The following is a 25,252-nucleotide window of genomic DNA, read 5'->3' on the forward strand; positions in this document are numbered from 1 at the left end:
CACCGTCACTCCGAGGCGCCGGCGCGCAGCGGAGGCCCCGAAGGATGTATGGGGCGGGAAACGGTCGACTCAGTCTGGCTCCGCTCGCCATTGCCGCAAGGCTGGGCGCGTCTCTCCCATCACAAAATCTGTAGTTGTGGATGGCCGGTCTCACGAGGGTAACACAGTAGGCTTTTCCGTGTCCTCTGAGCCACTTTTGTGCTCTTCATGCAACATTCCCGCGCGATTTGACCCCTATCGCAGTCCGTTCGCATCGGCGCCGCTTTTTGGCCACACCCAAACATGAATAAAATCCAACTCTAATGTTTCAGGGGCTGGGCTGGTCCCTTGCAGGCGGCGGAAAATCCCAGGGTCGATTCAAATCTTGGGTCTGATGTTCCGGGTCTGACAAGGGTTAGCCAAGGAAACTGGTCGCGATGGACGCCAAGACCAACATCAAGCAGAGGCTGCCGAGCCGTCACGTGACGGAAGGCCCTTCGCGCGCGCCCCACAGGTCCTACTTCTACGCCATGGGTCTGACCACCGAGCAGATCCACCAGCCCTTCGTCGGGGTCGCCTCGTGCTGGAACGAGGCCGCCCCCTGCAACATCTCTCTGATGCGCCAGGCGCAGGCGGTGAAGAAGGGCGTCGCGTCCGCCGGCGGCACGCCGCGCGAATTCTGCACCATCACGGTCACCGACGGCATCGCCATGGGCCATGACGGCATGCGCTCCTCGCTGCCCTCGCGCGAATGCATCGCCGACTCCGTCGAGCTGACCGTGCGCGGCCATGCCTATGACGCGCTCGTTGGCTTGGCCGGCTGCGACAAGTCGCTGCCGGGCATGATGATGGCGATGGTCCGCCTCAACGTGCCCTCGATCTTCATCTATGGCGGCTCGATCCTGCCCGGCAATTTTCGCGGACAGCAGGTCACCGTGCAGGACATGTTCGAGGCCGTCGGCAAGCACTCGGTCGGCGCCATGTCGGACGAGGATCTCGACGAGATCGAGCGCGTGGCGTGCCCCTCGGCCGGCGCCTGCGGCGCGCAGTTCACCGCCAACACCATGGCGACCGTCTCCGAGGCGATCGGCCTGGCGCTGCCTTACTCGGCCGGTGCCCCGGCACCGTATGAAATCCGCGACGCCTTCTGCATGACCGCAGGCGAGAAGGTAATGGAGCTGATCGCGTCCAATCTCCGGCCGCGCGACATCGTCACCCGCAAGGCGCTCGAGAACGCGGCCGCCGTGGTCGCGGCCTCCGGCGGCTCGACCAATGCTGCGCTGCACCTGCCGGCGATCGCGCATGAAGCCGGCATCAAGTTCGACCTGTTCGACGTCGCCGAAATCTTCAAAAAGACACCGTATGTCGCGGATTTGAAGCCGGGTGGCCGTTATGTCGCCAAAGACATGTTTGAAGTAGGTGGCATACCGCTTCTGATGAAGACGCTGCTCGACAACGGATTTCTCCACGGTGACTGCATCACTGTCACCGGTCGAACGATCGCCGAAAACCTCAAGAGCGTGAAGTGGAATCCGCACCAGGACGTGGTGCACCCGGCAGACAAGCCCATCACCGTCACCGGCGGTGTGGTTGGTCTGAAGGGGAATTTGGCGCCAGAAGGTGCGATCGTGAAAGTCGCGGGAATGTCCAGTCTGAGGTTCACCGGTCCGGCGCGTTGCTTCGACCGGGAAGAGGACGCCTTTGAGGCCGTCCAGAACCGCACGTACCGCGAAGGCGAAGTCATCGTGATCCGCTACGAGGGCCCCAAGGGCGGCCCCGGCATGCGGGAAATGCTCCAGACCACCGCGGCGCTGACCGGCCAGGGCATGGGCGGCAAGATCGCGCTCATCACCGACGGCCGCTTCTCCGGCGCCACCCGCGGCTTCTGCATCGGTCATGTCGGGCCCGAAGCCGCCATCGGCGGCCCGATCGCACTGTTGCAGGATGGCGACATCATCGAGATCGACGCCGTTGCCGGAATCCTTAACGTAAAATTGAGCGACGCCGAGCTCGCGCAACGCAAGACCAAATGGAGCGCTCGCGCGACTAACCACACGACGGGCGCGCTCTGGAAATATGCCCAGCAGGTTGGACCAGCGGTCGGTGGGGCAGTAACCCATCCGGGCGGCGCGCACGAGAAACAGTGTTATGCGGACATCTAGGCGTGCCATTGTTGCGTTTGTGTTGGGGGCTGCCGCGCTGGCCGCGCCGGCGCTTGCCTTCGACGGTGCGCCGGTCAACCAGAAGGATGCGACCATCCCGGTCGTGACCACCTTGCCCGGTGCTGCGGGCGCGGTGCGCAAGTCCTTGCCGCCGGTCGCGACCCAGGAAACCTCGCTCAGCGCTCTGCAATATGCCGCCGAGGGCGGTCACCCGATCGCGCAGTGGAAGCTTGGCCGCATGTACGCCAGCGGCGACGGCGTGGCCCAGGACGACGTGCGCGCCTTCGAATATTTCACCCGCATCGCCAATGCCCATGCTGAGGACAGCCCGTCCGCGCCGCAGGCGCAGGTCGTGGCCAACGCCTTCGTCGCGCTCGGCCGCTACTATTTGAGCGGTATCCCGAACTCGAAGATCAAGGCCGATCCGGACCGGGCGCGGGAGATGTTCTCCTACGCGGCCTCTTATTTCGGCAACGCGGATGCCCAGTACGATCTCGCCCGGCTCTATCTGAAGACGCCGGACGCCTCGCGCGAGGATTTCCGCTACGGCGCACGATGGCTCGGCCTCGCCGCCCAGAAGGGCCAGCACGAGGCCCAGGCGCTGCTCGGGCAGATGCTGTTCAACGGCGACCGCCTGCCGCGGCAGGCTGCGCGCGGCCTGATGTGGCTGACCTTGGCGCGTGACAGCGCCGGCACCGACGAGACCTGGATCAAGGAAAACTACAACCGCGCTTTCGCCAAGGCGTCGGACGACGACCGCGCCATGTGCCTGCAAATGCTGGAACAGTGGGTGCAGGGCCGCCACGAGTAAGCGCGGCGACCTCGGTGCCGTAGGTGAGGTGGGGCAAAAGCGGAGCGCGCCCACCACCTGAGTGGCGCTTACGCCGCCTCCAGATCCAGATCCGCCCACACCGGCACGTGGTCCGATGGCTTCTCCCAGGCCCGCACATAGCTGTCGATGCCGACATTGGCGAGCCGGTCGCTGGCCTGCGGCGATAGAAGCAGATGATCGATGCGCAAGCCCTGGTTCTTCTGCCAGGCCCCCGCCTGGTAGTCCCAAAAAGTATAGAGCCCGGGCTCGTCGGTGACGGCCCGCAGCGCATCGGTCAGGCCGAGGCCGAGCAGGGACTGGAAGCTCTCCCGCGTCTCGGCCTTGAACAGGGCGTCCTCGGTCCAGGCGGCGGGATTGTGGACGTCGCGGGCGTGCGGAATGACGTTGAAGTCGCCTGCGAGGATCAGCGGCTCCTCCGTCTTAAGGCGCTCCTTCGAATACTCAAGAAGCCGGGACATCCATTTGAGCTTGTAGGGATATTTCTCGGTCCCGACCGGATTGCCATTGGGCAGATAGAGGCAGGCGATGCGCATCACGCCGCGCTTGAGCGTCACCACGCCCTCAAGGAAGCGAGCGTGTGCGTCCTCGTCGTCGCCGGCGAGCCCCGACTTGGTCTCGTCGAACTTGAGCTTGGAGAGCAAAGCGACGCCGTTGAAGGTCTTCTGCCCGTGGGTGACCACGTTGTAGCCCAGCGCCTCGATCTCCAGCCGCGGGAACGCCTCGTCGACGCATTTGATCTCCTGCAGGCAGACGATGTCCGGTTGGCACTCCCTGAGCCAGGTCAGCAGCAGGTCGATCCGCTGCCGGACTGAATTCACGTTCCAGGTGGCTACTCTGATGGGCATGTCGACGCGCTCCGGGCAGGGGCCATGGTTAGAACAAAATGCAAACGTGCCCGTCAAGGACGCCGCAAAATCTCCCACAAAATTAACCCGGCTTAAGCAGGCGGCAGGCCATTGATGCGGAAAAGGTTCCTCGGATGGGATGGCCGGACAAATCCGCTACAGAGACTGAGCCGCAGGATGGCCTGACAGACGGCCTGATCGGCGCGTTCCTGTACTGGCTCGGCGGCTTCGAGATCGAGGACGGCCTGACCGCCGGTCTCAGCGAGCGCGAGCTGCGCCGCATCCGCGCCAAGCAGATCGACGCCGTGACGCGGGCCATCCCGGTGACGATGGCCGTGACCATGCTCAATGTCGCCATCGTGCTGATCCTGTTCTGGGGCCGGGGCTGGAACGATTTCCTCGCGATATGGGGCATGACGCTTGCCGCCGCCGCCTCGCTCGCGGTGAGGGCGTGGCGGCGCGCGCAGCAGAATCCGCCGCAGGAAGCGTCACGCCGCGCGACGCGGCAAATGATGCGGCAGGCATTCTTTCTGGCCGCGATCTGGGGCATGCTGCCGCTCGCATTGTTCAGCCGCGTCGGCCCGACCAGCCAGCTGATCCTGGCCTGCCTGATGGTTGGCATGATGTCGGGCGGCGCCTTCACGTTGTCGACCTTTCCGCGTGCGGGCCTCGTCTATCTCGCGACCATGACGGTCGCCTGCGCCGGCGCGATGCTGTTGTGCGGTGCTGGTCCGTATGCCCTGACCGCGGTATTCCTGCTGCTGTTCGCGTTCTTCATGGCGCGCAACATCGTCTCGCAGGGCAATCTGTTCCTCGGCAATCTCAAGGCCCGGCTCGAGCTCGAACGCCAGACCGAGATCATCTCGCTGCTGCTGAAGGATTTTCAGGAGAACGCCAGCGACTGGCTGTGGCAGACCGACGCCGAAGGGCATCTCACGGATGTGCCCGAGCGCTTCGCCGACGTCGCGCAGCTGCCGCTTCCACTGCTGAAGGGATCGCATTTCGCCGACGTGCTCGACATGCTGTGCCCCGAAGACAAGGCGGCGGCCTACAACGTCGTCGGCCTGATGGAGCACGCCGAGCCGCTGCACGAGATGAACCTCAAGGTCGTTGCGGGCGGGGAGGCGCGGCTGTGGTCGCTGACGGCGAAACCGGCTTATGACCGCGACGGGCAATTTTTGGGTTATCGCGGCTTTGGCCGAGATGTCACCGAGCGCTGGCGCGCGGAAAAGGCCGAGGCCGAGAGCCGCGCGAAGTCGGATTTTCTCGCCGTGATGAGCCACGAGATCCGCACGCCCATGAACGGCGTGCTCGGACTTGCGAGCATGCTGCTCGAAACAAAACTCGATCCGGAGCAGCGCGAGGCCGTCACCACGATCCGCGAGTCCGGTGACAACCTCCAGCGCATCCTCAACGACATCCTCGATCTGTCCAAGCTCGAGGCCGGGCGCTTCGCGTTCGAGGCGATCGACTTTGCGCCGCAGACATTGGTCGAGACGGTCGCGACCGTGGTGCGCGCAAGCGCCAAGAGCAAGGGGCTTGCAGTCAAGGTCGAGCTCGATCCGGATCTGCCGCCGACGCTGCGCGGCGACGTCGCGCGGATCCGGCAGGTGTTGCTCAATCTCGCCTCCAACGCCGTGAAGTTCACCGATCAGGGCGAGGTGACGATCAAGGCGATTTGCCAGGCGCGCCGCGATCTGCTCGCGACCGTCGAATGGACCGTGTCGGACAGCGGCATCGGCATTGCGCCCGAGAAGCTCGGACAGCTGTTCTCGGATTTTGCCCAGGCCGACGCCTCGATCAGCCGCCGCTTCGGCGGCACTGGCCTCGGTCTCGCGATCTCCCGGCGTATCATCGAGCAGATGGGCGGCACCATCGGCGTCATCTCGACGCCGGGCGAGGGCTCGACCTTCCGCTTCACGCTGGTGCTGCCGTGGAGCCAGGCGCAGACGTCAAGTCAGGACGCGGGCCGCGATGAAGCGGACGACCTCAAGACCCGCATCGCGAGCCTCGACCGGCCGCTGAAGGTGCTGGTCGCCGAGGATGACGCCGTCAACCGCATGGTCGTGAGCAAGATGCTCGGTGCCTTCGAGGTCGAGCTGCGGGTCGTCGCCGACGGCGTCGAGGCCGTGGCGGCCGTCTCCGAAGGCGATTACGACATCGTGCTGATGGACGTGCGCATGCCAGAGATGGATGGCCTTGCCGCGACCCGGGCGATCCGCGCGGAAGGCGGGCGCTTCGAGGCCCTGCCGATCATCGCACTGACAGCCAACGCATTTCCCGAAGACGTCAAGATCTGCCGCGAGGCCGGCATGTCGGACTTCCTGGCCAAGCCGCTACGGAAGCCCGCGCTGGCCGCGGCCTTGCTGCATGCGCTGGACGGACACGTGATGGCAGAGGACGCGCCGCTTCAGCCAGAGTTGCTGCCGGTCGAGGTGGAGTGGACGGACGAGGAAAGGCAGATGACTGGGGCTTAAAGCACTTTCAAGCGAAGTGAATGCCGGTTGGCGTAAAGAAAACGCGTCAAAAAGAGAATCGCCGATCAAATCGTCGACGAAATCGATTTGGTGCTCTGCCACGGCCGACAATGCAACGCGGCGCCGCTACAGTTTTGCATAGACCCGCCCGGCGACCGCTTTCAGGCGCTCGACCGAACCGGACTCCGGATGCGGCTTGACCGGTGCGAACAGGATCGAAGCCTGCCTGCCGTTCTTCCAGACGTAGATGTTGACGGCGTTGCCGTTGCCCTTGGTGCAGGAATGCTCGCCAAACGCTTCATTACCGAGCTCGGGGATCGCCACGTGCTGGCACGGGCCCGTGCGTTTCATCATGCTGATGACCGTGTCGCGCGAGCTCGCGATCACCGCGACGGTCATGGTGTTGGCCGCGCGATCGAACATCATGCAGCTGCCGGCGCCGGTCCGCTGGACCGTCAGCGTGCTCTTGTCGAGAAAACCGTCGGCATCGGCGGCAGTGAGCCACTCGCAATTGCCGAACCGCTCGCTGCTCTTGCTCACGTTGGCGATGGCAACGCGGGCGCCTTCGGTGAGCGGCCCGAGCAAGGCCTCGCCGGCACGCCGACCGGTCGGATAGACGCTGATCTGCAAGATGTAATCGCCGGACAAGGCGACGACCGAGGCCTCCTGGCGCTCCGCGCCGGCGGCGCTCGTTCCGCCCTGGCCTTCGTCGCCGATGTCAGCGACTGCGTTAAGCGGCATGCGCACGCCAAGCGTCTTGACGAAGGTCGCGTATAATTCCTTGGCGCGGTCCTTGTCGGGATTGCGAAACACGGTCAGCATCATCGTGTCGCCGCGCCCGCCCTGATAGATGCAACCGCGGCCGTCCTGATTTGAAATCAGCGACCATTTGAGCGCAGGCATCGCGTCGGCGAGCTCCTTGGCGCTGATGAACGGGCAGGTTTCGGCAGCGTGCACGGGCAGCACCGGGACGGCTGCGATTGCAAGGAATAGAACGAAGCAACAGAACAGCCGATCGATAATGCGCATTTGATAATTGACTTCCACTATTGGCGCGCCACGGCCGATGAAGATGGGCACAATTGCTTTCGCCGGGGCGCTATGATGGAGCGGCCGGCCGCCCGCGCCGATCCGCAAATTTTCGACGCCTTGCGATATTGCGCTCCGCCGCTCAGGCTGCTTCCGGCTTGTTTACGGTCTCGATGCGGTCAAGAGTCTTACCGAGTTCGCGCTTTGCGAGCTGCATATCATAGTCGTTCTGCAGGTTGAGCCAAAGCTGGGCGGTTGTCCCGAGCGCCTTAGCGAGCCGGAGCGCAGTGTCGGCAGTAATGCCGGTCTGTTCGCTGGCGATCCGCTCGATCCGGGTGCGAGGCAAGCCGCAGGCCTTGGCAAGAGCGCCCGCCGACATTTTCAGCGGAACCAGGAACTCCTCCCGCAGAACCTCACCTGGATGCATGGGCTTGAGCTTCTTGGCCATTGTCGCGTCCTCTTCTTCTAATGGTAATCTACAATTTCGACGTCCGCCGGGCCTTGCGCTGTCCAAACAAAGCACGCGCGGAATTGGTCGTTGATTCTGATTGAGTGTTGCCCCTTGCGATCGCCCGCCAATGCCTCAAGGCGGTTGCCAGGAGGCGACTTCAAATCGCCCAAATCGCCCGCGGCACTCAGGTAGCGCAGTTTCCGGCGCGCTACCTTGACCAGGTCGGCCGGAAAGCCCTTAGGACTTTCGCCATTGAAGACGGCCTCGGTGGTTTTGTCCCGGAAGCTTTTGATCACTCACATGGTGTATCATTGGATGATACGCCTGTCAATATCAACGTATCAATCAATGATACGCGGCCTAGCCACAGCCTCGGCGCGGTAGCTGATCGTAGGAGCGGCAGCGCAGGAACGGCCGCTACGCGGGCCATGGCGTGCCCTAGCGTAGAACGGCGCGCCACGGCAGACGAAGATGGGTGCTTCGCAGTCTGGCATGCGCTCCAAGCGGCAACATGCTCGATCTTGTCGCGGGCGAGGATGTCTCGTGATATTCTATGTCTGACAAGCGTTGGGGGATTGGCGCGATGAATGGGAGGATGTCAACGGGGAATGGAGGGATCTCAGCGGAAGCTATTGATAGAAAGCTCAGATCAGAGAGGATACTTCAAGCCGAGGGCGTACCTTTCCTTGCCGCATTACCCGTTATTGAGACCACGGCTGAGGCGCTGAAACGATCTAAAGAAGAAGTCGCGCTACGCACTCTTGGTCTCCTTTTTGTTGCTGCAAAAGGCGAGGGACTTGAGGAAGAATTAGTCGAACGACTTCTAGAAACATACGAACTCCGGCCGCATCTGACTCCCAAGGAACTCGCGTTCGTGCTCGACAATTCCCCTTCGCAGCACGACCGGATTCAATTCACTTGGAGGCACGAAGCCGCCTGGACTCTGCTTTGGGCATTGGGCTTCGTGGCCCAGCTAGGCAAGCCAGATCAGATTTGCGACGTGGAATTCGCCGCGAAGACCATGGCCGAAAGGACGATATCTGAGTTTATCGACGACTCCGAACTTCGTCCGATCGCCGACATTCTTGATCAGGCCGATCTGATCTACAGGTACCACTGGGCTGTCAGAAACGCGCGTACTAAAGGACAGCAGGGTCTAGATCCTGGCGTGACGGAAGAAAGACACCATGCTTTGAACTGGCTCATCGGATACGGGGAACAAATGTGGGATCAGGTCACCACTCACACCTGACGCCACTGACGAGATTCAAACCTTCTCGAAGGATTGGACTGCGGCAAGGGACGCTTCGGCGTTGGGCTGTATCGACCCGCCCCGTGTGCGCCCGGTCGAGCTCCCCGACCTTGGGGGATCTCGCGATGATGATACATTACCCCTGTTTTGCCCGACGGGTCAACCGATCTTCGCAAAAGCCGAAATACACCGTGCCGGCGTCCCGGCTACTGTGCATGGGGTTGTTTTTCAGATTTTGAGTCGGATCAGATCGAGAAGCTGGTCCCGCAGCCGCAGGACGCCGTCGCGTTGGGATTGTTGACGCGGAACGAGGCGCCGATCAGATCGTCGACGAAATCCACCTGCGAGCCCGCCAGGAACGGCTGCGAGGCGGAATCGACCAGCACCACCGCGTTTGCCTGCTCGATGACGAGATCGTCATCGGTGCGGTCGCGGTCGATGTCGAACTTGTACTGGAACCCGGAACAGCCGCCGCCTTCGACGGAGATGCGCAGCATCGCGCCTGTGCCTTCGCCCTTGAGGATCTCCCCAATCCGGCGCGCGGCGCGGTCACTGATGGTCACAGCAGTCGTCATGGCTCGTCTCCGGTCGTCGTCCGCGGTCATACCAAATTCACTTGGCCAATTCATTTGGTATCCCGCGTCCGGCATAGTTAAGTGCAAGAATACGCAGAATCAAATGGATAGGGACTAAATTCGTCGTGTCCGTCGGAATGGCAGCCCCCCGTGCGCCCTATGCCTGCGACCCCGATCGCAGCCGAGGCCGGCTGGTCGCCGAGCCCCCGAGCCGGACCCGGAGCCCGTTCCGGCGCGATTGCGACCGGGTGATCCATTCCACCGCGTTCCGCCGCCTGAAATACAAGACCCAGGTGTTTGTGTTCCATGAGGGCGACCATTATCGCACCCGGCTGACCCATTCGCTGGAGGTGGCGCAGATCGCCCGCGCGCTGGCGCGCCAGCTTGGGCTGGACGAGGATCTCACGGAAACCCTGGCGCTCGCCCACGACCTCGGCCATCCGCCATTCGGCCATGCCGGCGAGCGGGCGCTGGATGCCTGCCTGAAGGATTTCGGCGGCTTCGACCACAACGCCCAGGCGCTCCGCGTCGTCGGCTTGCTGGAGCACCGCTATCCCGAGTTCGACGGGCTCAACCTGACCTGGGAGTCGCTCGAGGGCATCGTCAAGCACAACGGCCCGCTGACCGATCGCAGCGGCGCGCCGATCGGGCGCTACCGCGAGCATGGCATTCCCGTCGGCATCGCCGACTATATCAAGTCCTACGATCTCGAGCTCTGGAGCTTCGCCTCGCTGGAGGCGCAGGTCGCGGCGATTGCCGACGACATTGCCTATGACGCCCACGATATCGACGACGGCCTGCGCGCCGGCCTGTTCCACCTCGATGATCTCAAGGTGATGCCGCTCACGGCGGAGATCATCGCCGAGACCTCGGCGCATTACCCTGACCTCGAAGACGTCAGGCGCGGGGCTGAGCTGGTGCGCGAGCTGATCTCGCATCTGATCGGCGCGGTGTTCGCGGAGGCGAAAAAGAACATCGCCGCGGTCAGCCCGCAATCGGCCCAGGACGTGCGCCAGCAGAGCCGGGCGCTGATCGCGTTCCCCGCCGAGGTCGCCGAGGAGGAGGCCGCCATCAAGCGATTTCTCTATGGACACATGTACCGCCACAAGCGGGTCGTGCGGGTGATGGCGGAGGCGGAACAGATCCTGTTCGACTTGTTCGCAAAATACCTGATATCGCCGGCCGACCTCCCGCCGGAATGGCTGGCCGGGGCGGAGGCGGACGACGAGGGCGACCGGGCCCGCCGGATCGGCAATTTCATTGCCGGAATGACCGACCGTTTCGCCCTGACCGAGCACCAGCGGCTCTTTGACTCGACCCCGGATTTGCGTTAGGCGGCGGCCATGCCCGACACATCCTCAGCACCGCATTTGTTCGCCGACGTGCTCGCGCGCGTGCACGCCGCCTGCCGCGCGCTCGCGGCCGAAGCCAACTGGCCCGAGGGCATCGATTTCTCGCGCGTGGTGGTCGAGCCGCCGCGCGATGCCTCCCACGGCGACATGGCGACCAACGCCGCCATGGTGCTTGCGAAAGAGGCAAAGGCAAAACCGCGTGATCTCGCTGAGCAGATCGCCGAGCGGCTGCGCGTCGACGCGCTGATCGCCAAGGTCGACATCGCCGGTCCCGGCTTCATCAATCTGACGCTGAAGCCCGCCGCCTGGGCCGAGGCGCTGCGGACGGTGCTGCGCGAGGGCGCCGATTACGGCCGCGTCCGCGGCGGCTCCAAGGTCAACGTCGAATACGTCTCGGCCAATCCGACCGGGCCGATGCATGTCGGCCATTGCCGCGGCGCCGTGTTCGGCGACGCGCTGGCGAGCCTGCTCCAATTCGGTGGCCACGACGTCACGCGTGAATATTACATTAACGATGCCGGCGCGCAGGTCGACGTGCTCGCGCGCTCCGCCTTCTTGCGGTATCGCGAGGCGCTCGGCGAGAACATCGGCGCCATTCCGGAAGGCCTCTATCCGGGCGACTATCTGAAGCCGGTGGGTGTGGCGCTGGCCGAGGAGCATGGCGACAAGCTTCTCGCGATGAGCGAGGCGCAATGGCTGCCGACGGTACGGTCCAAGGCGATCGGGATGATGATGGACGAGATCAAGGACGATCTCGCCGCGCTCAATATCCGCCACGACGTGTTTTTCTCGGAGCGCTCGCTGATCGAGAGCGGCAACAACAAGGTTGCCGAGACCATCGATTTCCTGAAGGCCAAGGGTGACATCTATGAAGGCCGCCTGCCGCCGCCGAAGGGCGCACCGGTCGAGGACTGGGAAGACCGTGAGCAACTGCTGTTCAAGGCAACCGCCTACGGCGACGACGTCGATCGTCCGTTGATCAAGTCGGACAATTCCTACACCTACTTCGCCTCCGACATCGCCTACCACAAGAACAAGTTCGACCGCGGTTTTGCGGAGATGATCGACGTTTGGGGGGCCGATCACGGCGGCTACATCAAGCGCATGCAGGCGGCGGTGAAGGCGACGACCTCTGGCAAGGGCGCGCTCGACGTCAAGATCGTCCAGCTCGTGAAGTTGCTGCGCAACGGCGAGCCGGTGAAAATGTCCAAGCGGAGCGGGGACTTCGTCACTTTGCGTGAGGTGGTGGATGAAGTCGGCCAGGACGCCGTCCGCTTCATGATGCTCTACCGCAAGAACGACGCCGTGCTCGACTTCGACCTCGCCAAGGTCATGGAGCAGTCGCGCGACAACCCGGTGTTCTACGTCCAGTACGGCCACGCCCGCGGCCACTCGATCTTCCGCAACGCGCGGACGGAGGTGTTCCCGGAGCTCCCGAAGGATGCCGACAAGCGGATCGCATGGCTCAGCGAGTCGGACGTGGAACGGCTGTCGGACCCCGTTGAACTCGACCTTCTCAAGCGCCTTGCAATTTATCCGAGGATGCTGGAAGCCGCCGCGGCGGCTCACGAGCCGCACCGTATTGCCTTTTATCTCTATGACTTAGCGAGCGAATTTCACGCACTTTGGACGAAGGGGCGCGATTTGCCCTATTTACGCTTCATTATCAATAATGATGCAGTTCTAACAAAGGCGCGGCTGGCCATGGTCCAGGGCGTCGTCTCTGTCCTGGCATCGGGCCTCGCCATCCTCGGCGTCCATGCTCCGGACGAGATGCGGTAGTTTGGGGCGAACTACTTAAGGGGAATATTGGGGGTACCGGCAGAAGCCGGATCGCTTAGACTTGGTTGAAAGCCTTGTGGGTCGAAAGCCGCGCCTTGGTCGAGGGGCGCGCGGCTTTCCCGAAGGGACGCATCATCACGATGGCCGATCGATATCACGACAGACCGTTTCCGTCCGACGACTATGGCCGCGGCGCCGACCAGCATGGGAAGGCGGAAAACGATCCCTTGGCTGAGCTCGCCCGCCTGATCGGGCAGACCGATCCGTTCGCAGCACAGGGCCGCCCGGGCGCGCGGCCGGCCGCAGCGCCAGCACAGACTTATCAGGACGAAGATTATTCGCAGGACGGCTATCGGCAGGAATATGCCGAGCAGGCTGCCCCGACTCAGCCGGGTCCGCCGTCATGGATGCGCCGCGCCAACGTGCAACCGCAGCCGGCGCCCGAGCCTGACTATCCCGTCGCGGTGAATCCCGTTCATCCGCTGCATCGCTATTCAGCCCAGCCGGCTGCGCCGGAGCCTGAGTTTCATCAGCCCCAGACCTATCAGGATCAGGCCTATCAGGATCAGGCTTACCAGCATCAGGCCTATCATCAGGAGCAGGCCCAGGACCAAGCCCACGAGGCGTCATCCGAGCAGCCCGATTCGGCGCGTTACGATGATGCGCTCTACGGGCGGCTCGAGTCGGGTGAGCAGGATTTTCAGCGTGAGCCGGCCTATCCGGACGACCCTTACGCGTTCCAGAGCGACTATCCCGAGGCCGATCTCGACGAGCCCAGGAAATCGCGCGGCGGCATGATGACGGTCGCCGCGATCCTCGCGCTGGCCGTGGTCGGAACTGGTGCTGCTTTCGCCTACAAGACCTATATCGGATCGCCCCGCAGCGGCGAGCCGCCGATCATCAAGGCCGACAACACGCCGACCAAGATCGTGCCTGCGCCGTCGGACTCCTCGGCCAAGGTGCCGGACCGCATGGTGAGCGGCGACGGCAGCGAGAAGATCGTGCCGCGCGAGGAGGCGCCCGTCGACGTCAATGCCAAGGCGGCCGGTCCGCGCGTGGTGTTTCCGCCGCTGAACCAGAATGCGAACCCGCCGCCGGTTGCGAGCGTGTCGCCGTCCAACGTTCCGCCACCGAATGCCGGTCCGGTCCCGAGCAACGGGACGATGCCGAACAGTGCGCCACGCTCGGTCAAGACCGTGGCGGTGAAGGGTGACCAGACCGACAGCGCCACGCCGCAGGCCGCCGCATCGTCAGCCGCTAAGCCGGCCGCGCCGCCGAAGCCGGTCGCTGCACCAGCCGCGCCGCGTACGCCGCCGACCTCGGCCAATGCCAGTGCCAACCAGCCGCTCTCGCTGGCGCCGCAGGCTGCGCCGGCCGAACCGCCGCAGCGTATGGCCGCGACCAATCCGACCCAAATTGCACCCACGCCCAGCGGCGGTGGCGGCTTCGTCGTGCAGGTTTCCTCGCAGCAGAGCGAGGATAGCGCCGCCGCGTCCTACAGGGTACTGCAGAGCAAGTATGGCAGCGTGCTCGGCGGCCGCTCGCCGGTCATCAAGCGCGTCGATCTGACCGATAAGGGCAAAGGTATCGTCTACCGCGCCTTCGCCGGACCGTATGGCTCGGCCGACGAGGCGGTGCAGGCCTGCAACAATCTGAAGTCGGCTGGCCTGCCGTCCTGCTTCGTCCAGAGGAATTAGCGGCCGTTTCCTTGACCGCCTGCCGGGGCAGGGTTAATCGGCCCCATGAGCACGCGGGCCTTCAATACCGGCGTATCCGGAATGGAACTGACCGCCGCCGAGCTGGCGTTTGGCCGTGCCGAATGCCCACGGGATTTCATTCGCTTCAGGCGTAGCATCGAAATCTCGACGCAAGTCACGGTACTGCTTGAGGAATTGGTGGTTGCGGGCTTAACCGCGGCCAATCTCGGCAGTCTCAGCATTCCCGTGGATGGCGCCGCCGCCCCCGCCCATCCGGTGACGACTTCTGCGACAATGATTGCTCAAGTGATTCGCAGCGCAATTGGGTTCCAGGGTTTGTTAATGAGTAATGACGTGCCGATGAACGCGCCGGCGGGCGGAATCGCCGAGCGAATTCGCGCCATGTTCGCGGGCGGCTGCGACACGACGCTTCACAGCAATGACAATGCGGAACTGGACGCATTGACCGCAACCACGGCATCCGCATGACCGCAGAAATCCTATCGTTTGAAACCGGGCGGCCCGCAGAGCTGGCCGAGGGCGAGCCGGCGTTGGTGGTCGATGTCGAGGGCTATGAAGGCCCGCTCGATCTCCTGCTCGCGCTGGCGCGGCAGCAGAAGGTCGATCTCGCCAAGATCTCGATCCTGGCGCTGGCCGACCAGTACCTTCACTTCATCGAAGCTGCTCGAAAAATCCGCCTCGAGCTTGCCGCCGACTATCTCGTGATGGCCGCCTGGCTTGCCTTCCTGAAGTCGCGCCTGCTGCTGCCGGAGCCGCCGAGTGCGGAAGGTCCGAGCGCCGAGGAAATGGCGACCGCGCTCGCCAACCGTCTGCGCCGCCTGGAAGCCATTCGCGAAGCCGCCAACCGGCTGATGAACCGGCAGCAATTGCTGCGCGACATTTTTCCGCGCGGCGAGCCCGAGCAGATCGCCGAGATCCGGCATCCGAAATACACGGCGACGCTGTATGACCTGCTCACGGCCTATGCTTCACAGCGCCAGTCGCGCGTGCTGGCGAGCGTGCATCTGGCCAAGCGCACGGTGTGGTCGCTCGCCGAGGCGCGCGCCACGCTGGAGCGGCTGGTCGGCAGCATCACCGACCAGGATGACTGGGGCGTGCTCGACGATTTCCTGGTCCGTCACGTCGCTGATCCGACGCAGCGCGCGACGGTGTTCGCCTCGAGCTTCGCCGCTGCGCTCGAGCTGGTGCGCGAAGGTCAGCTCGAGCTGAATCAGAAAGAGGCGTTTGCGCCCATCTATTTCCGGAAGGGGCGTCCTAAACCGGTTCCGGACGCAGCTCCTGCGCCCGATGCGCCGGTCGCTTAAGTGCAAGAAGGAGAATCTGCCATGGCAAGCCTGGCTGAAGTGCGGGTAGATGAGGCCGAGCCGATGGAGAACGAATCCCAGGCGCGTCCCGAAGAATTGCGGCTGCTGGAAGCGCTGCTGTTTGCTTCGAATGAACCACTGGATACGGCGACGCTGGCCAAGCGCATGCCCGAGGGCGTCGACATCAAGGCCGCGCTCGAGCAGCTCCAGGCCGACTACGCCTTGCGCGGCGTGAACCTCGTGCGGGTCGCCAACAAATGGACGTTCCGCACTGCCGGCGATCTCGCCTGGCTGATGACCCGCGAGAGCACCGAGACCCGCCGCCTGTCGCGTGCGGCCATCGAGGTTCTGGCGATCATCGCCTATCACCAGCCGGTGACGCGTGCCGAGATCGAGGAGATCCGCGGCGTCGTCACCTCAAAGGGCACGCTCGACGTGCTGCTGGAGACCGGCTGGATCAAGCCGCGCGGTCGTCGCAAGACGCCTGGCCGTCCTCTGACCTTCGGAACCACCGAGGACTTCCTCTCGCAGTTCACTCTGGAACAGCTCGGCGACCTGCCGGGTCTGGAGGAGCTGAAGGGTACGGGACTGCTGGATTCGCGGCTGCCGACCGGCTTCAGCGTGCCGACGCCATCGGATGATCCTCAGCTGCGCGAGGACGAGGACCCCCTGGAACCGGGCGAGGACCTCGATCTGGCGCTGGCGCCTGCGGTCGAGCCCGAGACGCCGCCGGAAGGCGGCAATGAGGGCGGCGAAGGCGGGAACGAGGAGTGATCCTCCGGTCGCTTCTGCGGGCCGCCTGCGACCAGTTAACACTAGGCAAGATTACGTAGCGCCAACAGCGAATTGGCGCTGCCTTGGTCCTTGTTTTTGAGGCCTGCGAAGCCTAGGTTTCGGTGAAGATCGGCCGGGGGTCCCGGCGATGCGCGTTTGGAGGGTTGCAGGATGGGTTCACTTAGCATTTGGCACTGGATCTTGGTGATCGCAGTGGTCCTGCTGCTGTTCGGCCGTGGCAAGATTTCGGATCTGATGGGTGACGTGGCGCAGGGCATCAAGGCCTTCAAGAAGGGCATGCAGGACGACGACAAGGTCGCTGACAAGCCCGCCGAGCCGTCCAAGTCCATCGAGCACAATGCGGCGCCGACCGCGGCGCGATCCGACGTCGGCAGCAAGGCCGTCTGAGCCAGGAGCACGCGAGACACGGGTAGCGGCCCCGATCCTGCGCGTGAGGGATCAGGCCGATCGTGATTTCGCGTGAACGGAAGACGTCATGTTCGACATCGGGTGGAGTGAACTGGTTCTGATCGGGGTCGTGGCCCTGGTCGCCATCGGCCCGAAAGAGCTGCCGGGCGTGCTGCGCATGGTCGGTCAGTGGATGGGCAAGGCCCGCAAGATGGCCGCCGAATTCCAGGGCCAGTTTCAGGAAGCCATGCGCGAGGCCGAGATGGCCGACCTCAAGAAGAGCTTTGACGAGGTCAAGGAAGCCGCTTCCGGCTTCACCGGCGGCGGTCTGATGACCTCGCTGCAGAAGGACGTCAGCGACGCGCTGCGCGTCGATGCGCTCGACAAGCCGGCCGAGACCGCCACGACCACTGCTGTCGAACCGCCGGCGACTTCAAGTGAAGCGCCGGCGATTTCAAGTGAAACGCCGACGACACCAACGACACCCGAAGCCCCGACGCCTGAAACCTTCGTGGAGGCCGAGGCGCACGCGGCGATCAACGAGCCGCTCGCGATCACGCGCGAGGTCGAGCCGCAGGCGACGGTAGAGCAAGACACCGCGCCCGAAGCGATCAAGGACGCCAAAGCGTCATGAGCGACGCCGAGATCGAGGCCAGCAAGGCCCCCTTGATGGACCATTTGATCGAGCTGCGCTCGCGGCTGATCAAGGCGCTGCTCGGATTCGGCGTGGCCTTCATCTTCTGCTTCTTCTTCGCCAAGCAGATCTACAACGTGCTGGTCTGGCCGTTCGTGTGGATCGCAGGCGCCGAGAACTCGAAATTCATCTACACGGCGCTGCTGGAATATTTCATCACCCAGCTCAAGCTCGCGCTGTTCGGTGCCGGCTTTATTTCCTTCCCGATCGTCGCGACGCAGATCTACAAATTCGTCGCGCCCGGCCTCTACAAGCACGAGAAGCAGGCGTTCCTGCCGTATCTGGTCGCGACGCCGTTCTTTTTCGTGCTCGGCGCGGCGCTGGTCTATTTCGTCGTGCTGCCGATGCTGGTGCGCTTCTCGCTCGGCATGCAGCAGGCCGGCAGCGACGAGACCGCGCAGATCCAGCTTCTGCCCAAGGTCGGCGAATATCTCTCGCTGATGATGTCGCTGATCTTCGCCTTCGGTATCGCCTTCCAGCTTCCGGTGATCCTGACGCTGCTCGGGCGGATCGGCATCATCACGTCAAAGATGCTGCGCGAGAAGCGCCGCTATTTCATCGTCGTCGCCTTCATCATCGCGGCCGTGCTGACGCCGCCTGATGTGCTTAGCCAGTGCTCGCTGGCGATTCCGCTACTGGCGCTCTACGAGGGCTCGATCATTGCGGTCTCGATGGTGGAGAAGAAGGCGGCCGCCTCGCAGGCCACGACCGGCACCGACGTGTCGACGCCGCCGAATCCGGCCGAGTAGGGCGCCTCTGTGTCATTCCCCGCGAAAGCGGGGAATCCAGTACGCCGCGGCCTCTCGGAGAATCACCCCTGTCTCTGGAATACTGGATCGCCCGCTTTCGCCGGCGATGACGCCTGTGGTAGTGGGAAGCGCTGTGCACCCCGCCAACACGCGCTTCGGCCATTGCACGCTGATTCAGGACCACCGCCATGCACGACATCAAATTGATCCGCGACAATCCGCAAGCCTTCGACGCCGGTCTCGCCCGGCGGGGCCTGAAGCCGCTATCGGCGTCGCTGCTCGCGATCGACGAGCGGCGGCGGGCGTCGATCCTGGCTTCCGAGCAGGCACAGGCGCGGCGCAATGCGGCCTCGAAGGAGATCGGCGACGCCAAGAAGGCGAAGGACGATGCGCGTGCGGCCAAGCTGATGGCTGAGGTCGCCGAGCTCAAGACCACGATGCCGCAGCTCGAAGCCGTTGCGAAAGCCGCAGACGAGGAGCTCGCCACTGCGCTATCGGCGATCCCCAATCTGCCGCTCGGCGAAGTGCCCGACGGACCCGACGAGCACGGCAACGTGCAACGCCATGTCTTCGGCAACCGGCGCAACTACGCGTTCGCGCCCAAACCTCATGACGATCTCGGCGGCGCGCTTGGTGACATGGACTTCGAGACGGCGGCAAAGCTCTCCGGCGCGCGCTTCGTCGTGCTGAAGAAGGGGCTGGCGCGGCTCGAACGTGCGCTCGGCCAGTTCATGCTGAATCTGCACATCGACGAGCACGGCTATACCGAGATCAACCCGCCGCTGCTTGTCCGCAACGAGATCATGTTTGGCACGGGACAATTGCCGAAATTCGAGGACGACCAGTTCTGGGCGATCAAGGGCGAACTGCTCGCCGCACCCGATCTGGAGCGGCTGCGGACCGACCGTCTCGGCATCATTCCGACGGCGGAGGTGGCGCTCACCAACCTCGTGCGCGAATCAATTCTCGACGAGAAGCAACTACCGATGCGGCTCACTGCGCTGACGCCATGTTTTCGCGCGGAGGCGGGTGCCGCCGGGCGTGATACCCGCGGCATGATCCGCCAGCACCAGTTCACCAAGGTCGAGCTGGTGTCGATCGCGACGCCGGAGACCAGCAAGGATGAGCACGAGCGGATGCTGGCCTGTGCAGAGGAAGTGCTGCGCCGGCTCGATCTGCATTACCGCGTGATGACGCTGTGCACCGGAGATATGGGTTTTTCGTCGCAAAAGACCTATGACATCGAGGTGTGGATGCCCGGGCAGGGCGAGGGCGGCGCATTCCGTGAGATCTCGAGCTGCTCGGTCTGCGGCGATTTCCAGGCGCGGCGCATGGATGCGCGTTCGCGCGGCCCAGACGGCAAGCCGCGCTTCGTGCACACGCTGAACGGCTCCGGTACGGCGGTCGGCCGCGCGCTGATCGCCGTCATGGAGACTTATCAGCAGGAGGACGGCTCGATTGCCGTTCCCAGCGTGCTTCAGCCCTATATGGGCGGGCTGAAGGTGGTTGCCCGCGAGTAAAACGCGTTGCTTGGTGTTGCGGCAGAAACGTTTGGTTGCGAAGATCGGGCGGCCGGTTATCCTGCCGGCCATCCGTCAACGCGAACCGACCGTCCATGGCCTTGCACCGCGACATCTTCTGGGTCGGCCGACAATGGGCGGTGACCGGTTCCGGTATCCAGGCCGTCGACCAGCGCTTGCGTGGCGTGCTGGACATCGACATCGCGCGGCTCTGGGACGACACGCATGTGCAAAGCCGGCGCGCCAAGCCGGGCGTCAATGTCGAGGATTTTGACACGGCGGTAACGGTAGCGCGTGAGCGCTTTCCAGAGACGCCCGTGTCGGCTCCATTCGTTGCGCAGCTGAAGGCGCTCGGTGTGATCGAGACAGCCGTCGTCAGCCCTGTCGTGCCGGCGATGCAGCTGCGCGCGGAGGGCAAGCTTGCGCGCTTCCTGCCGCAATGGCGCGTCCGGCGTTAATTGCGCCCGGCGTTAATAATGCGTCGGGCCTGGATACCGGTTTGCCTGATCCGCCATAGCGGGATAAGACGGCCTGACCCAGCTCAGGAATCGACCACCGGCATGCGTATTCTCTGCACCAATGACGACGGCATCCACGCTCCCGGCCTCAAGGTCGTGGAGGAGATCGCGCGCGCGCTGTCCGACGACGTCTGGGTGGTCGCGCCCGAGCTCGACCAGTCCGGCGTGTCGCATTCGCTGTCGTTGAACGATCCGCTGCGCCTGCGCGACGTCGGGCCGCGGCACTTCGCGGTGCGCGGCACGCCGACCGACTGCGTCATCATGGGCGCGCGCCACATCCTCGGCGCCAAGCTGCCCGATGTCGTGCTCTCCGGCGTCAACAAGGGCCGCAACGTTGCCGAGGACGTGGTCTATTCCGGCACCATCGCCGGTGCGCTCGAAGGCACCATCCTGGGGATCCCGTCATTCGCGCTGTCGCAGGAGTTCAGCGTCGAGACGCGCGAGCGGCCGCCGTGGGACACCGCGCGCAAATTCGGTCCCGACATCCTGCGCAAGGTGATCAAGGCCGGCATCCCGAAGGACACCGTCATCAACGTCAACTTCCCGTCCTGCGCGCCGGAGGATGTGCTCGGCATTCGCGTCACGCGGCAGGGCAAGCGCAATCTCGGCTTCCTCAGGATCGACGAGCGCAGGGACGGCCGCAACAATCCTTATTTCTGGATTGGCTTCGAACGTGCCGCGATGATGGACATGCCGGCCGCAGGCACCGATCTCGCGGCGCTGCGCGAGCGCTATGTCTCGGTCACGCCACTGCGGCTCGATCGTACCAATGAAGCGTTTTCCGAAGAGCTGAGCGCGACGCTAAAGTGAAGATGATTTGGAAGTAGAAGCTAGCTAGCCGGTGCGAAGCGCGGCTTCGATGGTCTTGCCGAGCGCGTCGAGCTGAAACGGCTTCTGCAGCGCTGGCCGGTCGCGATATTGCTCGGGCAGGCCCGACGAGCCGTAGCCGGTGGCAAAGATGAACGGGCAGCCCTTTTCCCTGATGAGATCGGCAACCGGCGAAATGACCTTGCCGTTGACGTTGACATCGAGGATGGCGATGTCGAACTCGGTGGCTTGGACCAGCCGCAGGGCCTCGTTGATATCGCCCGCTTCCGCCGCGACCTTGTAGCCGAGCTCCTCCAGCATATCCGCGACCATCATTCTGATCATGACCTCGTCCTCGACGAGGAATACAGAGCGGCCCGAAAGCCCGGTCGCGGTCATTGTCGTTGAGTCCTTGCCCATCTCCGGAAAACGTTCGCAGATAACATGAATCGACGCAATGCGCGTTTCGGCCGGCGGACGCGCGGAAATGCGTTTGCGGCTGGCCCGCTGCAAGCCGATTTGTGGTCAAATACCGCAGCGAAAGGCTATCATAGGTTCCTGAGCAGGAACAGGATTCTTGCCCGGGCCTGAGCGACGCGTGCGACGATCCGGCCCTCTGACGAGACGATATAAGCAGCGATGACCTCCAACCAGCCCCCGCCGGAAAAGATGATGTTTCAGCTCACGCTGAGGCGTCGCGGCATCAGCAATCAGACCGTGCTGCGGGCCATGGAAGAGGTGCCGCGCGATCTGTTCGTCGAAGCGTCCGATCGCGACGCCGCCTATCGTGACAGCGCGTTGCCGATCGCCTGCGGGCAGACCATCAGCCAGCCATTTGTCGTCGCCTACATGACCGAGCAGCTTCAGCTCCAGAAGCAGCATCGCGTGCTCGAGATCGGCGCCGGCTCCGGTTATCAGGCCGCCGTGCTGTCGCGGCTTTCGCGCGAGGTGCTGACGGTCGAGCGCTACCGCAAGCTTGCGGACGCCGCGCGCGCCAGGCTTGAAAAGCTCGGGTGTCACAATGTCGAGGTGATGCTGGGCGATGGCCTCAATCTGCCACCCAACATCGGCCCGTTCGACCGCATCATCGTTACCGCCGCGGTGGAGCAGATTCCGGAGAACCTCGTCGAACGGCTCGAGGTCGGCGGCATCCTGATTGCGCCGGTCGGGCCGCATCAGGGCGTGCAGACGCTGACCCGTCTCAGCCGTACCGAAGCCGGGATCGAACGCAGGGAACTCGTGGAGGTCCGTTTCGTGCCGGCGCTGCCCGGCGTGGCGCGGGAGCTGTAGAATTCCGGATCGGCTGTGCTGCCAACATCTTATTGGGAGGGTTAAGCCGTTATTTACTCGCGACGTGTTTACTTAAAAGACCAGTTCTGTTGCGTACGAGTGAGTAACCATGTCTGTTGTCGCCGAGTTGCTTTACTCGCGCCGCGTACCGCAGGTCGCGGTGCTGGCGCTGATTTCCTTCAGCTTCGCAGGGTGCAGTGCCGACATGCAGTCGAGGCTGTCCCAGTCGAACTTCTCCAATCCCTTCTCTGAATCGACCGGTTCGGTCCAGCAGGCCCCGCCGCCGCAGCGTGAGCTGCCGCAATATGCACGGCCGCAGACCCAGCCCGGCTACTATCAGTCTCAGGCCTTGCCGCCGCCGGCTGTCGCTGCGCCGCAATCCTATCCGGTTGCGTCGGGTGGGGGCGTCTCCGGAGGCGGTCGCGGCCTCGGCTCCTACACGCCGCCGGCTCAGCCGCGTCTTGAAGCCACCGGCACCGTGCCGCCGCGCTCAGTTGCAGCTGCCCAGCCCGTCGGCGGAACCAAGATCATCGTCGGCACCAGCGACACGCTCGACGTGCTCGCCAAGCGCTACCATGTGAGCCCGCAGGCGATCATGGCCGCCAACGGCTACAAGGGGCCGCGCGCGCTCTCGCCTGGCCAGCAGCTGGTCATCCCGCATCCGGGTGCAACGGCTGCTGCACCGGCGCCGGTCACGGCTCCGGTTGCGGCGGCTCCCGCAATGGCGAAACCGGTTGCCGCCGTCGCTGCGCCATCGAGCTACCACTTCGTCAATCACGGTGACACGCTCGCCAGCATCGCGCGCAAGAACCATATCTCCGCGGCCGAGCTCGCTCGCGCCAATGGTCTCGAGCCGTCGACCAAGCTGAAGCTCGGCACCAAGCTGACCGTGCCGGGCGCCAAAACCGCAGCGGTTCCCGCTCCGCTTGCTCCGGCGCCTGTCGCCGCGGCCCCCGTGGCGGCTGCGCTGCAGCCAGTTGCGGCCGCTCCCGCACCGACCACCAGGATGGCCGCTGTTGCCCAACCCGCGCAGAGCGCGCGCCTGGCTCAGGCCACCACGAATATCGAAGAGAAGGCCGCCGAGACGCCGGCGAAAGCGGCAGAGACCACCAGCTCGTTGCCGACCTTCCGCTGGCCGGTGCGCGGCAAGGTGATCACGAGCTACGGCGCTAAGACCAACGGCAAGTCCAATGACGGCATCAATGTCGCGGTGCCCGAGGGTACGCCGGTCAAGGCGGCAGAAGACGGTGTCGTTGCCTATTCCGGCAACGAGCTGAAGGGCTACGGCAATCTCGTCCTGGTTCGGCACTCCAACGGCTACGTCACCGCATATGCCCATGCGAGTGAGCTGTTGGTGAAGCGCGGCGATCCCATCAAGCGCGGTCAGGTCATTGCCAAGTCGGGTCAATCCGGGGAGGTGGCGTCGCCGCAGCTCCACTTCGAGATCCGCAAGGGATCGAGCCCGGTTGACCCGCTTCAATTCCTGAACGGGGCGTGAGGCCCTAGGGCCTCGTTTCCACATCAAGTCGAGCCCAATGATCGCCCGCCTTGTGCGCAGCGCACTGGAGCGGGCGATCATGTTTTTGAAGACGCTACTTGGTCGCGAGCTTCACGCCGAGCCGTCCGGCCAGCTCCTGCACGAATTGCCAGGCGACACGGCCCGAGCGCGAGCCGCGCGTCGTTGACCATTCCAGCGCCTCGCGCTCCAGCGCCTCATCGTCGACCTTGACGCCGAAATGGCCGCAATAGCCGCGCACCATGGCGAGATATTCGTCCTGGCTGCAGCGGTGGAAGCCAAGCCACAGGCCGAAGCGGTCCGACAGCGAGACCTTTTCCTCGACCGCTTCGCCGGGATTGATCGCGGTCGAGCGCTCGTTCTCGATCATCTCGCGCGCGAGCAGATGGCGGCGGTTGGAGGTGGCGTAGAGGATGACGTTCTCGGGCCGGCCCTCGATGCCGCCTTCGAGCACAGCCTTGAGCGACTTGTAGGATGCATCATTGCCGTCGAAGGAAAGGTCGTCGCAGAACACGATGAAGCGGAAGGACGAGGCGCGCAGTTGCTCCATCAGGGCCGGCAGGCTCTCGATGTCCTCGCGGTGGATCTCGATCAGCTTCAGCTTGTCGGCGGGTTTGCGGTCGGCGTTGATGCTGGCGTGAGCCGCCTTCACCAGCGAGGACTTGCCCATTCCGCGCGCGCCCCACAGCAGGGCGTTGTTGGCGGGCAGGCCGTTGGCGAACCGCTCGGTGTTCTCCATCAGAATGTCGCGCACCCGGTCGACGCCCCTAAGCAGGAATAGCTCGACGCGGCTGACCCGCGGCACCGCAGCAAGGCGGCCGTCGGGGTGCCAGACATAGGCGTCCGCCTGTTTGAACGACTCGCGCGCGACAACCGGGTTGCCCCGGGCGGCGAGGTGCGCCGCAATGGTCTCCAGTGCGCGGACGATGCGCTCCTGGGAAAGGTCCTGGGAGGCCTTGAGGGCCGCCCTTGAGACCGCCTTGGGGCGTTTTGCCGCGACCTGGGCGGGCTTGGTGGCAGGGGTACGGGGGCCTTTGCCGGCCGGGCTTTTGCTTGGTTTTTTGGGCATGTCCGAAGTTCCTGAGAATGCAGCCTTATCGGGCCTGACGGCCGGCCGCAAGGTGGCCAAATCGACGGTCTGGCAGCGTTGCAATTGGGGCAATGGCCGCTATAGTCCGCGCGAATTTGACCGGACCGGTCGCCGCAAGGGCCTGACCG

General features: G+C 64.1%; 24 protein-coding genes and 1 pseudogene. 18 read left to right on the top strand and 7 right to left on the bottom strand.

Annotation, left to right across the window (positions count from 1 at the left end; genetic code table 11):
• Window positions 1-416: 416 nt before the first annotated feature.
• Together ilvD and FXB38_RS25910 are read left to right on the top strand one after the other, a co-directional pair.
• On the top strand, window positions 417-2,141 hold the full coding sequence (gene ilvD / locus FXB38_RS25905) for a dihydroxy-acid dehydratase (protein WP_148753757.1): 1,725 nt from the start codon (window positions 417-419) through the stop codon (window positions 2,139-2,141).
• On the top strand, window positions 2,128-2,952 hold the full coding sequence (locus FXB38_RS25910) for a tetratricopeptide repeat protein (RefSeq protein ID WP_148753758.1): 825 nt from the start codon (window positions 2,128-2,130) through the stop codon (window positions 2,950-2,952). The genes ilvD and FXB38_RS25910 overlap by 14 nt, the downstream gene beginning before the upstream one ends.
• Before the next feature lie 68 nt (window positions 2,953-3,020).
• Here FXB38_RS25910 and xth read toward each other — a convergent pair whose 3' ends face one another.
• Window positions 3,021-3,818: an exodeoxyribonuclease III gene (gene xth, locus FXB38_RS25915; protein WP_148753759.1), complete on the bottom strand. Its 798-nt coding sequence runs from the start codon at window positions 3,816-3,818 to the stop codon at window positions 3,021-3,023.
• 134 nt (window positions 3,819-3,952) lie between these two features.
• On the opposite strand from xth, the gene FXB38_RS25920 reads away from it, so the two are divergent.
• Window positions 3,953-6,295 carry an ATP-binding protein gene (locus FXB38_RS25920; protein WP_148753760.1) on the top strand — a complete coding sequence of 781 codons (2,343 nt, stop codon included), beginning with the start codon at window positions 3,953-3,955 and terminating at the stop codon, window positions 6,293-6,295.
• 126 nt (window positions 6,296-6,421) lie between these two features.
• Here FXB38_RS25920 and FXB38_RS25925 read toward each other — a convergent pair whose 3' ends face one another.
• The 3 genes from FXB38_RS25925 to FXB38_RS25935 form a co-directional block, all read right to left on the bottom strand.
• A complete protein-coding gene (locus FXB38_RS25925; protein WP_148753761.1) occupies window positions 6,422-7,324 on the bottom strand; it encodes a hypothetical protein in 903 nt (300 codons plus the stop codon).
• Between the two features lie 142 nt (window positions 7,325-7,466).
• Window positions 7,467-7,772 carry a HigA family addiction module antitoxin gene (locus FXB38_RS25930; protein WP_148753762.1) on the bottom strand — a complete coding sequence of 102 codons (306 nt, stop codon included), beginning with the start codon at window positions 7,770-7,772 and terminating at the stop codon, window positions 7,467-7,469.
• Window positions 7,773-7,789: 17 nt separating this feature from the next.
• A complete protein-coding gene (locus FXB38_RS25935) occupies window positions 7,790-8,071 on the bottom strand; it encodes a type II toxin-antitoxin system RelE/ParE family toxin (protein ID WP_148753763.1) in 282 nt (93 codons plus the stop codon).
• Window positions 8,072-8,328: 257 nt separating this feature from the next.
• Between FXB38_RS25935 and FXB38_RS25940 the strand changes: the two genes are divergently transcribed.
• Entirely contained in the window at window positions 8,329-9,027 is a 699-nt protein-coding gene (locus FXB38_RS25940; RefSeq protein WP_210250949.1) for a DUF4272 domain-containing protein, read from the top strand.
• Window positions 9,028-9,272: 245 nt separating this feature from the next.
• On the opposite strand, the gene erpA is transcribed toward FXB38_RS25940, so the two are convergent.
• Window positions 9,273-9,602, bottom strand: coding sequence for an iron-sulfur cluster insertion protein ErpA (gene erpA / locus FXB38_RS25945; RefSeq protein WP_148753764.1), 330 nt, complete (start codon window positions 9,600-9,602; stop codon window positions 9,273-9,275).
• A gap of 125 nt (window positions 9,603-9,727) precedes the next feature.
• Here erpA and FXB38_RS25950 point away from each other — a divergent pair, with 125 nt between their 5' ends.
• The 12 genes and pseudogenes from FXB38_RS25950 to surE all read left to right on the top strand — a co-directional run bounded on the left by FXB38_RS25950 (window position 9,728) and on the right by surE (window position 21,231).
• The gene (locus FXB38_RS25950) at window positions 9,728-10,936 is read left to right on the top strand and encodes a deoxyguanosinetriphosphate triphosphohydrolase (RefSeq protein ID WP_148753765.1); all 1,209 of its coding nucleotides are present in this window, start codon (window positions 9,728-9,730) and stop codon (window positions 10,934-10,936) included.
• Between the two features lie 9 nt (window positions 10,937-10,945).
• Window positions 10,946-12,736, top strand: coding sequence for an arginine--tRNA ligase (gene argS, locus FXB38_RS25955; RefSeq protein ID WP_148753766.1), 1,791 nt, complete (start codon window positions 10,946-10,948; stop codon window positions 12,734-12,736).
• Between the two features lie 140 nt (window positions 12,737-12,876).
• Window positions 12,877-14,433 (top strand): SPOR domain-containing protein, encoded by a 1,557-nt coding sequence (locus FXB38_RS25960; RefSeq protein ID WP_148753855.1) that lies wholly within the window; start codon window positions 12,877-12,879, stop codon window positions 14,431-14,433.
• A gap of 246 nt (window positions 14,434-14,679) precedes the next feature.
• Window positions 14,680-14,910: pseudogene (locus tag FXB38_RS45085) on the top strand (beta-hexosaminidase); the annotation flags it as partial.
• Between the two features lie 8 nt (window positions 14,911-14,918).
• A complete protein-coding gene (locus tag FXB38_RS25970; protein ID WP_148753768.1) occupies window positions 14,919-15,758 on the top strand; it encodes a segregation and condensation protein A in 840 nt (279 codons plus the stop codon).
• Window positions 15,759-15,779: 21 nt separating this feature from the next.
• Window positions 15,780-16,532: an SMC-Scp complex subunit ScpB gene (gene scpB, locus FXB38_RS25975; protein WP_187435146.1), complete on the top strand. Its 753-nt coding sequence runs from the start codon at window positions 15,780-15,782 to the stop codon at window positions 16,530-16,532.
• A 171-nt stretch (window positions 16,533-16,703) separates the two neighbouring features.
• Window positions 16,704-16,940 carry a twin-arginine translocase TatA/TatE family subunit gene (locus FXB38_RS25980; RefSeq protein ID WP_092028685.1) on the top strand — a complete coding sequence of 79 codons (237 nt, stop codon included), beginning with the start codon at window positions 16,704-16,706 and terminating at the stop codon, window positions 16,938-16,940.
• An 88-nt stretch (window positions 16,941-17,028) separates the two neighbouring features.
• Window positions 17,029-17,574, top strand: a complete 546-nt coding sequence (gene tatB, locus FXB38_RS25985) for a Sec-independent protein translocase protein TatB (protein ID WP_148753770.1) — start codon at window positions 17,029-17,031, stop codon at window positions 17,572-17,574.
• On the top strand, window positions 17,571-18,383 hold the full coding sequence (gene tatC / locus FXB38_RS25990) for a twin-arginine translocase subunit TatC (protein WP_148753771.1): 813 nt from the start codon (window positions 17,571-17,573) through the stop codon (window positions 18,381-18,383). The genes tatB and tatC overlap by 4 nt, the downstream gene beginning before the upstream one ends.
• A gap of 188 nt (window positions 18,384-18,571) precedes the next feature.
• Complete coding sequence (serS, locus tag FXB38_RS25995) at window positions 18,572-19,903, top strand: serine--tRNA ligase (protein WP_148753772.1); 1,332 nt, start codon at window positions 18,572-18,574, stop codon at window positions 19,901-19,903.
• A 95-nt stretch (window positions 19,904-19,998) separates the two neighbouring features.
• Window positions 19,999-20,361, top strand: a complete 363-nt coding sequence (locus FXB38_RS26000; protein WP_148753773.1) for a hypothetical protein — start codon at window positions 19,999-20,001, stop codon at window positions 20,359-20,361.
• A 102-nt stretch (window positions 20,362-20,463) separates the two neighbouring features.
• Complete coding sequence (gene surE, locus FXB38_RS26005) at window positions 20,464-21,231, top strand: 5'/3'-nucleotidase SurE (RefSeq protein ID WP_187435147.1); 768 nt, start codon at window positions 20,464-20,466, stop codon at window positions 21,229-21,231.
• Between the two features lie 24 nt (window positions 21,232-21,255).
• Here surE and FXB38_RS26010 read toward each other — a convergent pair whose 3' ends face one another.
• Complete coding sequence (locus FXB38_RS26010; RefSeq protein WP_148753775.1) at window positions 21,256-21,627, bottom strand: response regulator; 372 nt, start codon at window positions 21,625-21,627, stop codon at window positions 21,256-21,258.
• 240 nt (window positions 21,628-21,867) lie between these two features.
• On the opposite strand from FXB38_RS26010, the gene FXB38_RS26015 reads away from it, so the two are divergent.
• The gene (locus tag FXB38_RS26015; RefSeq protein ID WP_148753776.1) at window positions 21,868-22,518 is read left to right on the top strand and encodes a protein-L-isoaspartate(D-aspartate) O-methyltransferase; all 651 of its coding nucleotides are present in this window, start codon (window positions 21,868-21,870) and stop codon (window positions 22,516-22,518) included.
• Between the two features lie 109 nt (window positions 22,519-22,627).
• Window positions 22,628-24,016, top strand: coding sequence for a LysM peptidoglycan-binding domain-containing M23 family metallopeptidase (locus FXB38_RS26020; protein WP_148753777.1), 1,389 nt, complete (start codon window positions 22,628-22,630; stop codon window positions 24,014-24,016).
• A gap of 94 nt (window positions 24,017-24,110) precedes the next feature.
• On the opposite strand, the gene FXB38_RS26025 is transcribed toward FXB38_RS26020, so the two are convergent.
• On the bottom strand, window positions 24,111-25,103 hold the full coding sequence (locus FXB38_RS26025) for an ATP-binding protein (protein ID WP_148753778.1): 993 nt from the start codon (window positions 25,101-25,103) through the stop codon (window positions 24,111-24,113).
• Window positions 25,104-25,252 lie beyond the last annotated feature (149 nt).

Source organism: Bradyrhizobium cytisi (genome assembly GCF_008123515.1).
In the GTDB taxonomy this organism is placed as follows: Bacteria; Pseudomonadota; Alphaproteobacteria; order Rhizobiales; family Xanthobacteraceae; genus Bradyrhizobium; species Bradyrhizobium cytisi.

Coding starts and splice junctions, on each gene's coding strand:
- FXB38_RS25980 (WP_092028685.1), top strand. CDS start 16,704: ATGGGTTCACTTAGCATTTGGCACTGGATCTTGGTGATCGCAGTGGTC.
- FXB38_RS26025 (WP_148753778.1), bottom strand. CDS start 25,103: ATGCCCAAAAAACCAAGCAAAAGCCCGGCCGGCAAAGGCCCCCGTACC.
- FXB38_RS26000 (WP_148753773.1), top strand. CDS start 19,999: ATGGCCTTGCACCGCGACATCTTCTGGGTCGGCCGACAATGGGCGGTG.
- scpB (WP_187435146.1), top strand. CDS start 15,780: ATGGCAAGCCTGGCTGAAGTGCGGGTAGATGAGGCCGAGCCGATGGAG.
- FXB38_RS26020 (WP_148753777.1), top strand. CDS start 22,628: ATGTCTGTTGTCGCCGAGTTGCTTTACTCGCGCCGCGTACCGCAGGTC.
- FXB38_RS25960 (WP_148753855.1), top strand. CDS start 12,877: ATGGCCGATCGATATCACGACAGACCGTTTCCGTCCGACGACTATGGC.
- erpA (WP_148753764.1), bottom strand. CDS start 9,602: ATGACGACTGCTGTGACCATCAGTGACCGCGCCGCGCGCCGGATTGGG.
- FXB38_RS25930 (WP_148753762.1), bottom strand. CDS start 7,772: ATGGCCAAGAAGCTCAAGCCCATGCATCCAGGTGAGGTTCTGCGGGAG.
- FXB38_RS26015 (WP_148753776.1), top strand. CDS start 21,868: ATGACCTCCAACCAGCCCCCGCCGGAAAAGATGATGTTTCAGCTCACG.
- FXB38_RS25920 (WP_148753760.1), top strand. CDS start 3,953: ATGGGATGGCCGGACAAATCCGCTACAGAGACTGAGCCGCAGGATGGC.
- xth (WP_148753759.1), bottom strand. CDS start 3,818: ATGCCCATCAGAGTAGCCACCTGGAACGTGAATTCAGTCCGGCAGCGG.
- argS (WP_148753766.1), top strand. CDS start 10,946: ATGCCCGACACATCCTCAGCACCGCATTTGTTCGCCGACGTGCTCGCG.
- surE (WP_187435147.1), top strand. CDS start 20,464: ATGCGTATTCTCTGCACCAATGACGACGGCATCCACGCTCCCGGCCTC.
- FXB38_RS25970 (WP_148753768.1), top strand. CDS start 14,919: ATGACCGCAGAAATCCTATCGTTTGAAACCGGGCGGCCCGCAGAGCTG.
- ilvD (WP_148753757.1), top strand. CDS start 417: ATGGACGCCAAGACCAACATCAAGCAGAGGCTGCCGAGCCGTCACGTG.
- FXB38_RS26010 (WP_148753775.1), bottom strand. CDS start 21,627: ATGACCGCGACCGGGCTTTCGGGCCGCTCTGTATTCCTCGTCGAGGAC.
- serS (WP_148753772.1), top strand. CDS start 18,572: ATGCACGACATCAAATTGATCCGCGACAATCCGCAAGCCTTCGACGCC.
- tatC (WP_148753771.1), top strand. CDS start 17,571: ATGAGCGACGCCGAGATCGAGGCCAGCAAGGCCCCCTTGATGGACCAT.
- FXB38_RS25925 (WP_148753761.1), bottom strand. CDS start 7,324: ATGCGCATTATCGATCGGCTGTTCTGTTGCTTCGTTCTATTCCTTGCA.
- FXB38_RS25910 (WP_148753758.1), top strand. CDS start 2,128: ATGCGGACATCTAGGCGTGCCATTGTTGCGTTTGTGTTGGGGGCTGCC.
- FXB38_RS25940 (WP_210250949.1), top strand. CDS start 8,329: ATGTCTGACAAGCGTTGGGGGATTGGCGCGATGAATGGGAGGATGTCA.
- tatB (WP_148753770.1), top strand. CDS start 17,029: ATGTTCGACATCGGGTGGAGTGAACTGGTTCTGATCGGGGTCGTGGCC.